General features: G+C 35.3%; 14 protein-coding genes. 1 reads left to right on the top strand and 13 read right to left on the bottom strand.

What is annotated here, in order from left to right; all coding sequences use genetic code 11:
* The 3 genes from BW961_RS28585 to BW961_RS28575 all read right to left on the bottom strand — a co-directional run.
* Positions 1–655: DNA translocase FtsK (locus tag BW961_RS28585; protein WP_280175232.1), on the bottom strand; the 655-nt coding region annotated here is incomplete at its 3' end.
* The gene (locus BW961_RS28580; protein WP_068591261.1) at positions 642–1,007 is read right to left on the bottom strand and encodes a hypothetical protein; all 366 of its coding nucleotides are present in this window, start codon (positions 1,005–1,007) and stop codon (positions 642–644) included. The genes BW961_RS28585 and BW961_RS28580, both read right to left, overlap by 14 nt.
* The gene (locus BW961_RS28575; protein WP_068591259.1) at positions 1,007–1,333 is read right to left on the bottom strand and encodes a hypothetical protein; all 327 of its coding nucleotides are present in this window, start codon (positions 1,331–1,333) and stop codon (positions 1,007–1,009) included. The genes BW961_RS28580 and BW961_RS28575 overlap by 1 nt, the downstream gene beginning before the upstream one ends.
* A 142-nt stretch (positions 1,334–1,475) precedes the next feature.
* Here BW961_RS28575 and BW961_RS28570 point away from each other — a divergent pair, with 142 nt between their 5' ends.
* Positions 1,476–1,793 carry a helix-turn-helix domain-containing protein gene (locus BW961_RS28570; protein ID WP_068591257.1) on the top strand — a complete coding sequence of 106 codons (318 nt, stop codon included), beginning with the start codon at positions 1,476–1,478 and terminating at the stop codon, positions 1,791–1,793.
* Here BW961_RS28570 and BW961_RS28565 read toward each other — a convergent pair.
* The 10 genes from BW961_RS28565 to BW961_RS28520 all read right to left on the bottom strand — a co-directional run bounded on the left by BW961_RS28565 (position 1,790) and on the right by BW961_RS28520 (position 12,744).
* Positions 1,790–2,398, bottom strand: a complete 609-nt coding sequence (locus BW961_RS28565) for a hypothetical protein (protein ID WP_068591254.1) — start codon at positions 2,396–2,398, stop codon at positions 1,790–1,792. The genes BW961_RS28570 and BW961_RS28565 overlap by 4 nt on opposite strands.
* A 119-nt stretch (positions 2,399–2,517) precedes the next feature.
* Positions 2,518–4,095, bottom strand: a complete 1,578-nt coding sequence (locus tag BW961_RS28560; RefSeq protein ID WP_068591251.1) for an amidoligase family protein — start codon at positions 4,093–4,095, stop codon at positions 2,518–2,520.
* Positions 4,092–6,530: a hypothetical protein gene (locus BW961_RS28555; protein WP_068591249.1), complete on the bottom strand. Its 2,439-nt coding sequence runs from the start codon at positions 6,528–6,530 to the stop codon at positions 4,092–4,094. The genes BW961_RS28560 and BW961_RS28555 overlap by 4 nt, the downstream gene beginning before the upstream one ends.
* Before the next feature lie 12 nt (positions 6,531–6,542).
* Positions 6,543–9,020, bottom strand: a complete 2,478-nt coding sequence (locus BW961_RS28550) for an ATP-binding protein (protein ID WP_068591247.1) — start codon at positions 9,018–9,020, stop codon at positions 6,543–6,545.
* The gene (locus BW961_RS28545) at positions 9,017–9,646 is read right to left on the bottom strand and encodes a TcpE family conjugal transfer membrane protein (protein ID WP_068591244.1); all 630 of its coding nucleotides are present in this window, start codon (positions 9,644–9,646) and stop codon (positions 9,017–9,019) included. Before BW961_RS28545 ends, BW961_RS28550 begins: the two co-directional genes overlap by 4 nt.
* A gap of 4 nt (positions 9,647–9,650) precedes the next feature.
* Positions 9,651–9,896: a hypothetical protein gene (locus BW961_RS28540; RefSeq protein ID WP_068591243.1), complete on the bottom strand. Its 246-nt coding sequence runs from the start codon at positions 9,894–9,896 to the stop codon at positions 9,651–9,653.
* 11 nt (positions 9,897–9,907) lie between these two features.
* Positions 9,908–10,489 carry a metal-dependent hydrolase gene (locus BW961_RS28535; protein ID WP_068591240.1) on the bottom strand — a complete coding sequence of 194 codons (582 nt, stop codon included), beginning with the start codon at positions 10,487–10,489 and terminating at the stop codon, positions 9,908–9,910.
* 14 nt (positions 10,490–10,503) lie between these two features.
* Entirely contained in the window at positions 10,504–11,283 is a 780-nt protein-coding gene (locus BW961_RS28530; protein ID WP_139331792.1) for a hypothetical protein, read from the bottom strand.
* Positions 11,284–11,378: 95 nt separating this feature from the next.
* Positions 11,379–12,452: a M23 family metallopeptidase gene (locus BW961_RS28525; protein WP_068591237.1), complete on the bottom strand. Its 1,074-nt coding sequence runs from the start codon at positions 12,450–12,452 to the stop codon at positions 11,379–11,381.
* Entirely contained in the window at positions 12,430–12,744 is a 315-nt protein-coding gene (locus BW961_RS28520) for a hypothetical protein (RefSeq protein WP_068591234.1), read from the bottom strand. The genes BW961_RS28525 and BW961_RS28520 overlap by 23 nt, the downstream gene beginning before the upstream one ends.
* Between the last annotated feature and the right edge of the window lie 416 nt (positions 12,745–13,160).

The following is a 13,160-nucleotide window of genomic DNA, read 5'->3' as shown; positions in this document are numbered from 1 at the left end:
CTTGATTTTGATCCTTCTGAAAGATAACTGCCCGAGAATTCGTACCCTCATATGGACCTATATGTCCGTTTTTTTCCAACATATCAATTAACTCACTTGCTTTCGTATAACCAACTTTCAATTTACTCTGAAGCAATGGTATAGAAGCATAATTTTCTTTCATAACAACTTCGCTTGCTAAATTATAGAGTTCATTATCTGTATACTTTTTTTCTACTGTTGGACCAAATAGTTCCTCCTTCCAATTTTCATCATCCAGCGGATTTTCAACTCTGAAGCGCAATCTTTCTTCAAAACCAGATGAACTACTATCCTTTAAATTCACTTCTTGTGTTGTCGAAGAAAATTGAATTAACCTTAATTCTGAAATCACTTCATCTATGTCTCCGTTATATTCAACGAATTTCGCACCCTTTAATTCAAGTGCCTTTTTTGCAGATTCATACCAAAAAATCATTGGATCCACAATAAAAACAGTAGACATAGGATCCTCATAGTTACTTAATATCTTTTCTAATATATTTTTAGTTGTTATATTTTGTATAATTTCTATATTTTTATTAACCTTTTGAGATAGGCTAGTTGATCGTAACAATCCGTAAATCTCCAAATTTCCTCCCCCAATCTCTTTCTTCGTATTTTCAAAAATTTCCAACTCGATTCACCTTTAACTCAACACTTCTATTGGCATGAAGATGAATATCTACAATTGTGTATTTCTGACCATTTAGAGTGAATAACTCTCCAAATTTCATTAAATTATTATTCGTAAAAATATCAGGATAATCATACGAACCAATACATCCTACACCTTCATAAATTGTAAGTTCTCTACCTATTGAAGTTACAATTTCTTCCTTAACATCACATTTAGTGCATTCATTTACTGCTTTAAGAAGGTTTTCTTCGCAATCATTAAGCTCATTTTTTTTTGTTAAGTTTGTATTAACTAATAAAAAGGCTGCCTTAATCAATTGAGCTAGATAAATCCGTTGCTTAAGTTTCATTAAATACCTTCCCACAAAACAAAATCATAAATACCGAGATCCGCATAGGCTGGAGCATTTCCTTTATCATCTATAATTACTAAAACTCTCTCTTCTTCACGAACAAACCTATAATTTTTTATGGCGGTCAGAATATCTTTTGGATCTGCGCAAACTTTCTCATCTAAGATAAATAAACCAATTTCGTCCATCGATCTAATCTCTTTAATAGTCAGCTGCATTTCGTCAAGAGATAAAAAGCCTATTTTCTCATATAGAATATGAAGTCCATCCAGCGACTTTCTGACTACAGATTCAATTTCCTCTCTTACTACAATTGCTATCATTGAATCACCCTTTTTATTTAATTTAATATAATTTAGTAATTTTTTTATTAAATTTAATAAGTTATTGAAATAAAAGTGTCTCTAACTTCTTTTTTTTGCGAAGATAATTCTGTGTATATCTTATTGTTAGGAGGCTCTCCTCTTGAATCTAGGAGAACGGTTACGGTCTATAAGAAAAAATAGAAATTTCACATTAGATAAGATCCATGAGAAAAGCAATATATCTAGAGCTTCTTTATCCGAGTGGGAAAATAATAAGAGAAAACCCACAGTAAGAGCCTTAGAAAGATGGGCTGATGCTGTTGGAATAGAATTCTGGGATATCTTTTTTGAACCTAGTAGTTTTTCCCCAAACTCAGAAGAAATAGATATGATATTTTTATTTAGAATGCTATCCCTCAAAGACCAGGAACATCTTCATGCATTACTAAAACTCATGGCGAAAAAACAAACAAATTAGTGGACCCTGCAATGGGGCGGTAAGATATCTTGAGTAGTATTTTCAAGACTTACCGCCATTACTTCTTTATAGTCAGAATACCTCGTATTACCTGTCCAAAAAGGACATCCACTTACTTTATTATTTACATCAAACATATTCCAGGTAGAGCAGTAATCATTTTTTCCAGCATCTCTAAATATACAATTTTGACAATTGTCCTCTTTTGAACCACCGAATGTAAGGACTTTTTGATAGAGTTCAATATAACCGGTCTTTATAAGAGACTGAATTGTAGTAGATTCATCCCAGGAATCAAGTACAGTTATTTCTTCTTGATTAAATTTCATCTCGCCCTCCTGTTTCTCATAATTTGAATATATTTTTCCTAACCCATCATATACATCTGCCATATTTTCTTCTTGGGCTAAAAGCATTGCAACTTGTTTTAATAGCAGCGATAACATGATTAAATGCGTTGCTCTATCTTCGCAATCAGAATATCCTGATCCGCAAAGTAGATCGAAAATTTCCACAGCCGAATCTGATTCTCCTCTACGTCCATCAATCGTCTTGATATAATATAGTTTTGTTGGTTGCAATGTCGATTCCAGCCAATTCGCCATAATATTCACGCTCCTACCAAGTCCATTTTTTACTAATTTTACACTAATAGAGCTTCAAGGTCTATACTTTTGTAAATTTATTTTTAACTTAATATAATTTAATTTATTTTAGTAAAAAATTATGCTCTACCTCTTAAAAAGAGCCAACTTGCTGCAAGTCGATCCTCCTTATTCCCTAAAACATCTAGAAATTTTCGGAAGTATTCTCTTTCTGTTACTTCTGTTGATCTGTTTGTTACTCTAAGTTGATGTTCAAGATCAGACAAACCTGGAGTGAATCTAGAAAGTGGACTATTATTTTCTATTACCGATGCCTGATGTACTATCGCGTTAGCAACTTGAATTTGCGCTTGCCATTGAGAGGCATCCAGTGAACTATTAGGATATCTCATCTCCAGAGTTGGTTTACAATTCCGAATAGCATCTACATTTGTAGCATTAAATAGAGAATACCGGTTTTCAGAGAGTTTTTTTCTTGCCATAACAGCTGTATCTGTTCCTCTGATTCTTCTCGATTCTGCTGAAAGAGCTGTTGCGTACCTCCTCCCACGATGCCTCCCATGAGATCCATTATTATAAGCTTCCGGATCAGCTGAACCCATTCGATAGAATAATTTCTCATATCCCAAACCTATACGAGCTAAACGTTGCCATGCATATGTTTTATGATCCATAGGAGCTATACCAACATGAATATGACCACCAGTACGTTGGTTTACCTTAACCCCAATACCCTTTAATACTTCTGTTGCCTTTTCGATCTGTTCCCATGTTTCTCTCCGATCAAACAGAATTGGAGAAACCAGTTCTAACCCATTTTGAAGACTACCATCTGTTTCTAGCTTCCAAAATCCAGGGGTTCCTCCATTAGAGTGATATCCGGATATTGTCGGGGAGTCTAATATCTCCGCTTGATGCAATGCAGCTGCAACCTCTCTACCAGTCACACCTGAAGGTAATTCAAATTCTATTTCCATACCAAATGTATTACCTGTCCCACCTAGTACATTTTCATATTTATATTCCCACTCACCAGTTGCCTGTTGGAGAATTTCATCAAATGCTCCAGTGTCTTCTGTCATTAAAATCCCATCGAATCCACGATTCTGTTTCCATACCTCAAGCACACTCTCACGAGCTTCTTGTTCTCTCCAATCAATAAATTCAAATGATCGTCTTGCTTGTATTCTTGCTTCATTATCGATTGCTACCCTTAGTGGTGTAGAGGATCGATTACTCTCTTGTCCTCTCGCTCTCCTAAATGCCTCAATATGCCGACATTCTTGACCAGTATTCTGTAGCCGATGCACATAATGAGGACACGTACATGAATTCTCTGTAACGTCATAACTCCCACGTGGAGTTATGACTTGGGCATGATTCTCGTTACAGAATTCAACGTTTACCTCCTCCATTTGCCCTAATGTTCCGGACATAACTTCAATTGTCTGGTTCTGAGGAACTTGATTAGATCTACCACGCAATCTATTACGATAGGCATCTTGAGCTGATATAACAGCTGCGTTTTCTATTAACCCAACGTCAAGTTGTCTTCCAAGAGAATTGGCATACTGCAGAGCTTCATCAAATAGAACTCCAAATCTCCGAACACATACAGGTCCCATAGAAACAGCGATAGATCTTGGATTTGTAAGCTTTCTATTACAAATGCGACAAACTATAAACCGTTGCGTCATCGTTTATCACCAACAATGTCTGACTTTTTACCCTGTTGCATTTCAGGATGGGAGTTATTAATTTTAGTATCTTTCTCTCGAATAGGCAGGAGTCGGTTAGGTGGTGTTTTAACAATATCTTCTGTTTTTCCTTTACTTCCACTATTTCTGTTGCTAGTAGGTATTGTATCTGCTTTCTTTTGCGGTTCTACTACAGGAGGTTTAATAAATCTATCATCTGTACTTACTGATCCTTTGGATGGTTTTAAATCCACTTCTTCTATTCCCCCTTCTTTTCTTGAGTCTGCTTGTCCACTAACTACTTTCCTCTGCGGAAGTGGACTAATCTGTTGAGGTTTACTATTCGTATCTCTTGTTCCATTCGTTCGATCATCAGTTGATCGTTCGTTCTCTTCAATGTTACGTCTAAGATCACCTAGAGTAGCTGGTCTCCGTATCCTTCCGGATTGTTCACTAGATTTTGGCACTACTAGATTCCTATCATCACTAGTAGATCTTTCTGAATTTGAACTTTGGGTTTTATTTGGATTAATTCTGTCTCTGTTAGCTCCTTCTACCTGATCATTTCTTGGTGAGGAAGGATTATGAGTTTTATTATCTTTTGAAGGTTCTGAAACATTTTTATCGGGATATCTGTCTCTATTTCCGTTAAGATTTTCATCTCTCGGTATCATTATCCGATCATCTGAATGAGTATTCTTTTGACTACTTGAAGGTGTGTTTGATGTTCCAGTTTGAGCCTTGCCCTCTCTATTCTGTTCAGTAGGCTGATTATTCTGTTTTTTATTAGCCTGGTTAGTCTGTGTAGTAGGATTATTATTTTCTTCTTTTAAATTGGAATTAGTTCTATTCCTTAAACTATCCTCACTTGACCCTGGTTCTCGATCTTCAGATCTATGACTTTCCTGGGATCTATTATTCTGATTAACTGTTTCAGTAGCTCTATCTTTACTATTCCTTTCGTCACCGTTAGGTCTTCTAATCCTTTTATTATCTTGATTCGTTTCACGGTTGCTTCTATCATCAACATTAGCATTCCTCGTATGGTTGTTATCCGCATTATTCACGCGATCATTTGTCATCGGTTCATTACTACTCTTAGTTGAATGTATTATTCTGTCGCTGCTATCGTTCTTGTGTTTTCCCCTCACTTTACGGGGATAAACACCTTCTTCAAATTCATCATCATATTCATATCCTCTTCGATTACGCATTCTTCTATAACTATTCTGGACACCAGTTCTCTTAAAGAGCAGCGTGCAAATTAGTAGGAATATTAATATTCCCAATAGAAATACAACGGCAAGTAAAAACATTTTCAAAGAAATAAACAAGTCTACACTGGAGACAAGATCGATTAAGATGACAATAAAGGTTACGTAAATTTGAACACTTAATGTAGCGACAAGAAGAGTAAGAAAGTATTTACCCCATTTCATTAATAAATGGACCTTATCCGATGGTAAATACGCCATTGGTACAAATACCATTGCAGATAGCACTACCAAGATCAGTAGAAGAAACAGAAGTAAAAAAACTAAACCAAATATTATAAAAAATAAGAATCCACACACTCCCACCAAAAGTACAAATAATGATGTGAGGAATCTTGAACTTGATGAAAACGCCTCATCATACGCTTCCTCATGCCAATCTTCAAATGATGAAACAATATCTAATCTCGCCTCTGATTCGGGTGGATAACTTAAGATCAACGTGGTCCACTTAGTTCCGGCTAAAACAGGTTTATTAATCTTTGCTGATAACTGAGATGCCTCTGTATCAGAAATTGCTAACTCCGGATCCCCAATTTCTCCTCTTCCAAAGGGATCCTCAATAGCAGACTTCCACGCCAAGGAATATAAAGAGTTTGTATTCGAAGAGGTATTTCCACTAATTTTATTACTGATTTGTTCACCTAAAAGCTGTGAAGCTTCATTCAGTTTAATAATTGTAGCCCCTGTCATAGATGCAACTACTGCAGTAATTATCATTGCTAGTAAAAAATTCACAGTTCTCTTTCCTATATTCGCTATATTCCCACGCCTATAATCGTTAATGATAAATATCAAAACAATTAAAATAAAAATTGGTATCAGATATAAAACAATATCCCATAATCTTGTAGTGACCATTTTTGTAGCATTATCTAACAAATCATAGAGAAATGATGGGTTTTTCCCAAAATCAAACACCATAATTCCAAATCTATACATGAAAATAACTATCAAAAAAAACAGTATGGATACAATGTATAAAGGATTCATAGCGCCAAATATACCTGAGGGTGGATCCCAGTTATAATTGGCAATTGGAGAATGATCGAATCCTTCAATTGGAGGAAATAAGTCATCCATTGCTGCAACCGCTAATTTTCCTTTTAAAAAACTCACTATAAATAAAGCTACGAAAATAATAGTTGATTTAGTTTTCATAAATGTCTCCAATCATTCCGGAGTAGATGTTAAATATGGGATTAGTTCTGGATCCAGGGCAATAACTTGCATTTCTCCGACATTTCCTTCAGGATCTCTCACTAATCCTTTTCCATTGCAGTACTCTTCAGAAAAAGTTTCCATCCAATCCTCTGGTCTTTCATCTGGCATATCCATTAAGTCGTGCAATGCATATTTAACTTGATTGATTGAATCCAGCCTAAGCATAAATTTCCAACCAAACATCCCTGTAAGATCCTCTGCTTCATCAGCATTTTCCATCTTAGCGTCTGTCGCATTTTGTGAACCCATGATGACTACCATTTTCTCAGATCGTGAAAGCCTAAGAGCTTCGTTATATAGCTGAATTCCTTTATCAAAAGTCTTTAAATACCAATATTCTTCCCATGCCAAGCCTTTAAGTGTATTGTTAGGCAAACTTGTAAGATAACGCATACCAAGTGTCAAAATAGCATACATCATAGCTACTGACAGGCTCTCCCCTTGATTCCAACTCTCTCTTTGGACACCTCGACTCGGTAGCGTTAGACCACGCGTTATGGTAACAACAAATCGTTTATCCTCAAAAATATGTTTACCATCATCACGACCAAAAATCATTCTTCCGATACCATGATTAGGCAACGTATTTATAAATCGAGCCATGTAATGAGCGTGCTCTCTATCTAGTTGATTTTTATGATTCTTAGCGATATCTTTCATAATTCGATAAAAATTGTGCATGTCCCATTCTTCAGTTTGATACATTTGATTCAGAGCTTCTATTATCACTAAATTTCGATATTCAATGTTTTTACCATTAAGTATGATTTCCATCATACCAAGGCCAGCATCATAACATTGCGCTTTAGTTTGACCTAATCTGAATGGAGTAAATAGCGTATTCGATCCTGGAGTAAATGAAATAATCCTACTTATTGGTCTTATTTTAGGATGCTCACAGAACCTCTTCCAATCTCCTTTAGGGTCATTAGTAAAACCGTATGCTCCCCACATAAGTAGATGGGCCATCAGCAGCTTCATAAGAAAGGTCTTACCGGCTCCTAATGTTCCAGATATCAATACAGCACCTGATCTATTAAGTACTGTCATAGGACGAACAGGATCCATAAACACGGACTTTTCTGTTAATAAATTACCTAACACAAACCCAGATGGGTCTCCTAGTTTTCTTACTCCGAACGGCACACCCGCGGCTAATACTCCAGGATCCATAGCCATTTCATAATTCGAGCTAATTTCATTACCAAATGGGTAGAAAGCTTGGAATAATTCTCGCATTTCTGCAGTAGGTTGAATCATAATCAATTCTTTGTCTTCTGCAGATTCTTTTAATTCTCTAATGCGTGAATTCAATAAATCTAAACTATTTGCTCCTAGTGCAAATACAACTTTAATAAACGCTAAGGGTTGTCTTTCCCGAAATTTCTTCCGTAGTTCATCTATTGCCTCTAGATCATCTAAAAGTTCTTCAGGAATATCACTCTGTCCAAAAAAGTCATCCTCATCTGAGCCTGCACTATGCCATTCTTTAGCTTGTTCCTTCGCACGTTTGTTTTTTTTCTCTACTTTCAATTTAGCGGTACTGTGTGACTCCATGCGAACATGTATAGCGCAGTCAATTGGAAACTTAAGCCTCTCTAATACACCGTATATCCATTCTCGTCCAGTTGGGTTGTTATCATTAATATCTGTTGGTACATTCAGCACAGGTAAAAATGATTGGTAGGATACTTCATTATCAAAATGTTTAATTTCAATATGCTTGGTAAATTCATGCATCTTACCCTCAGTTAAAGTCATTAGTACAGAACGATTCGGTCTAACCACTCGATCCTTTCCTGGCGTTATAACTTGTACCGGGAAAGGAGATGGAATTAACGATCCTGGATCTCCTATCCCTCTGAAATAACCCTTTTTTAAACACCATTCAGTTTCTTCAAGCGTGGCAACTCTTAATCCTCGAAAGTTAATTGACTTAAGTAATTTTTCTGATTGCTGATAAGCATCATCTATATCACTCTGATTTAGAGTAACTTTTTCTTCAAATATATTAGCCTTATTTCTAAAATCCTTAACTCCGGCCCAAATACCTTTAATAACAGGCTTAACACCTTCTTCACGATTACTTGTTTTTTTTAAGGGAAAACAAAGAACATTCACTCTATCAAATGGACGTTCTTTGTCTATGTATTGCTTTGTTAATCCCACCTGTCTTTGCCACCAAGGATCCTTTGAATTTTTACTTATTTCCTTACCTATTTGTTCTACTGAGAGTTGTTTGGCAAGAAGAAAGATGTCATATTCTCCTATGTGTGACATCAGCGCAAAATTAGTTCGCTTTATCTCTGAAATCTTCTTCTGAAGAGAAACAAACGCATACATTGAACCTTCCAAAATATAATATGCGTAGGCATTACCTCGTGTATCAAATACTCGGCTCTCATCTATATATGAAATTGGTATCACGCTGCTCCCACCTTCTTTGCTTTTTGGGGCAGATTTGCAGTACGAATAATTTTATTATCTCGAACTGCATATATCCCAGGCTTCAGACTATTTCCATTAGTGAATTTAACTTTTCCATACCTTATGGTGACGTTGGCCGTAGAATAAAGAGCGAATTTATCAACTTTTTCACCCACGGCCGGTAAGCTACCGCATATATTATTTTTCACCAAGAATACATCTACATTAATTTTGTAGCTTGATTCAGCTGTTTTATAAATTCCCACCTTTGACCATCCATCAGTGAATTTAGGACGAAGAGTGAATTTCACATAATCCCAAATCCATCGATTTACTGATTTACCATCCGGGTCAAACTTTCTCATTAGCATTGAAAGCAGAAATGATATTACAAAAGCCAAAAACCAATTAACGAAACTACCTAACGATCCAAGTTCATTTATATTTATAAACAAATCAAGAATAGGGACAATTAAATACCGTACAATAGGAAGCGCAAAAAACGTTATTATGACTGTATCGACTGTAAGCCATAACTCTTTGGGTAATCGTATGACTTTCTTTCCCGTTCCTAAAGTAGTAATCTCCGGCTGAACTCTGAATAACTTCACATAAGTTTTATACATATTATTACTTCGGCAAGTTATTCTTCAGCTGTGGCACCCAACCCGCAACCGTATCTATACCAACAATCATTACTAAAAGAAGTATACCTACGACAACGTTCACGAAAAATTGAGCCATATTTCCTTTTCTATAATTCTCTATGCATTTACTTATCATGATAATAATGAAGTAAGCAGCCATACATTTAATAATTAAAGTAAAAATAGCATCAACTAGTGGTATTCCTGTAATTGCATATGATCCGAACATATAATTTCCCCCTAAATAATTGGTATATAAGGTGCCACGTATTGAAACCAAAACTCTCCAGCAAATTTTAATTGTGAATATCCAAGGCTTATTGTCATAAACGTATGGATCGAAAAGATAGCACTCAGCCAAAAAAACGTTTGAAATAACACTGTTTGCACTAACGAATACGGTTGACTTGAGACTGAGATCATCCCTGGTAGTAATGCGATTTTATAAGGTAATGGCCACAATAGTTGAACTCCTTGCTCATTAAATAAATCCAAGAAAATATGAGAAAAAAACGCCCCTACCCATATCCAAATTAAAATTGGTTTGAAATCATTCTGCTTTAGAATAATGAAAAGCAATACTACAGCTGCTAACGAATGAGTAAATCCTCGGTGCTTAAGAATCAATGAGAGAATTCTACTTACTAAATTGAAACCAGGTAATTGTGATATAGAGGATCCAGCATGATCGACATCACTTAAAATTGCTAGAAATGCAGATCCGATTATCGCAGCTGTAGTAACAACAGGATTTTGCGGATGAATTGTCAGGACAAAACTTGATAATGCCATACCTGCAGCTCCATGAACTTTACCGTTCATTGTTTCCCCTTCCTCTAAAATACATTTTTGATATAAAATTTATCATTTGTTCTGATTACATCCATTGTTATTTTCAATCCAATTGGAGTTTCAGTTACGGGATCCATGACCTTAACATTTGCCAAAATACGATATTCATCTTTATCAGATTCGTAAATTTGAGTATCAATAATTTTTATGAACTCATATCCACCACTAAATAATTTCACTTCAGCATTTTCAGAAAGGTAATTTTTCACTTCGTCAATATTCCCACTGAAAACTGTAGGTAATATATTATTTAGAAGTGGTAGTAGTAATTTTTCATCGATGGGACTTTCAACCTTTTCAATTTCTCGAATGTTGACAGGTATTTCTTTAATCTTTGGAAGACCTGAAACGATGTATCCCTGAGATCCGTCACCAACAATATCTAAATCAACTGTATAACGTCGTGGAGTATATTTAAGCCCGCCATTTTTATCACCTTCTTTCACAACCTTTTTTAATGCTACTGTCCATGTCTCTACTTGAACTGAATATCTATCATTCGCGTATTTATCAGGTTCTTTAGCTTTAACCTGCTGAACCCACTGTCTTATGTTTTTTGGTACAGATAATACTTCAGCCATTCTAGGAGCTGTTAACCTCAACTGATCCTTTCGAGATTGAAGCTCTGGATCTACAGTAAGGTACAATTTAGTTACGTATTCAGCAAAAGACTGTATATCTGCATATTCCTTTTTATTGTCATTATTTTTGTTACTGAATATTACTTCTAAACCACCTATAGCTCCTAGAAAGATAAGTATCATTAATACGTACGACGTAACTTTGCGAACTTTCAGAACCAACACCATCTTTCTTATTTTAATAACTTATTTTAATTTACTTATTATTTTTAATAAGTTTAGGGCAAATAATTTTCGGCATTTACTAACTCGCCATTTGGTGTCTTCATTTCTAAATGTAAATGGGGACCTGTCGATCTTCCTGTGTTTCCCGAAATGCCTATAAGTTGCCCCTGTCTAACTATATCTCCTACTTTTACCTTACGAACACTCATGTGAAGATATCTTGATAAATAGCCATTTGTATGTTTAATTTGAACATAATTTCCTCCCGTAGATGAAAACTTTGAAGCAATAACCACTCCATCAGCTACAGAATAAATACTCGTACCTATTGGAACCGCGTAATCCGTTCCCTGATGAAACGAGAATTTATGCGTTACAGGATGAATCCTACTTCCAAATTTACTGGAAATTCTATACATGCCAATTACAGGTCGTATAAACTCCGTACCTTCTCCAACAATATTATCGTTACCCCCTGGAACAGGTAAATCCAAACCAGGATTATATGCCTCGGATATAGCCAAGATAAGCTCTTTTTCTTGTTTTAATCGTTGTTTTTTCAGTACCTTATCAAATATTACTGTGTCATCTTCAAAATTCATTTCAGATACACTTGTTCCAATATATTTAATTGTGTACTTACCGAGATAGGTTGTTATCTGACTCACTACTATCCTCGTTCCGTTATTAGAATCGCTGATAGTAGTGAATACAAGATCCCTGGGCATTAATTGATAAGATAGATCTTTAATCCATAATTCTTTCTTTTGCTTTTTCAAACTCGTTATAGTACTAAGAATACTTGGAGGTAAGAGTAACTTGTTTTCCCTGAGTGTATTTATAATATCAGTAGGCAATCCTACTTCCATCATGTTATTGCTAGGATTTGTCCATTCATAATGCTCCATCCACTCATCAGCAATTCTTTGAAAATCTATCCCTCTTAGATCGGGATCTTTCCCAAGAAAAAACTCCTTTATCTCTCCAGTTACTTCATTTGTCATCTTCTGAGGTAAAGTAACCACATGTTGTACCATACTAATTACAATCAATACTATTAAAAAAATAAACAGAAACTGTCCGATAATTGTTGCTAACGCAAACTTAATGACCGATTTTAAATTCATAGAGTCCACGTACTAAATATTCTATTGTTTTAACCTGATGAGACATTTGTTCTACCTTGTTAGTCACATTAATTTTGTTATCATCGAGCACGTGTTCATCCACCAGGGATATCCCCGTCATTACCAAATGTACCAATCCTCTTCTTCCTAATGCCTCATTTATCGTCTTCAGCTGCTGCTTCGTTACATCTTTTCTTTCACCAGTTACGAAATCGACATAAGTGTCAGGAATTGTAAAAGATGTGACATCACCAATCAGCTTATCTTTCTTTTCTCTTTTGTCATTACTCAAAAAATCGCCGCCATTTCTATAAACATTTGCTCTATTCTATTAATTTATATTGGACCTAGATAATTGTAATTAAATAACAGATAAGTGCGAAATAAATAATAAGATCCCCCTTTTTATAGTCCTTTAGTATTAAGTTATTTGGAGTTTATTAAATTAAATCAACCTTGTGTACTATATTGCCATACTTTTCCTGGATACCGCAATCTTTTTTTATTACTTTTAATAATATTCGGATCTTTTATAAATATATTTTTATTAAAAAGAAGATATTTGTCACATTTTGTATTAGCTTTAAGCTTAACTTTTCGTGATAATATTACTGTTTTGAATAAATAATCAGTCAATCTATCAACTAATCATTATGACCAACCCTTTCTATTCGGTTCCTGGCTGCTGCTGAAGGTGAATCACATCAT

The sequence above is a fragment of the Paenibacillus macquariensis genome, from assembly GCF_900156375.1.
GTDB lineage: Bacteria > Bacillota > Bacilli > Paenibacillales > Paenibacillaceae > Paenibacillus_AQ > Paenibacillus_AQ macquariensis.
This window is presented reverse-complemented; position numbering and strand designations above follow the sequence as displayed.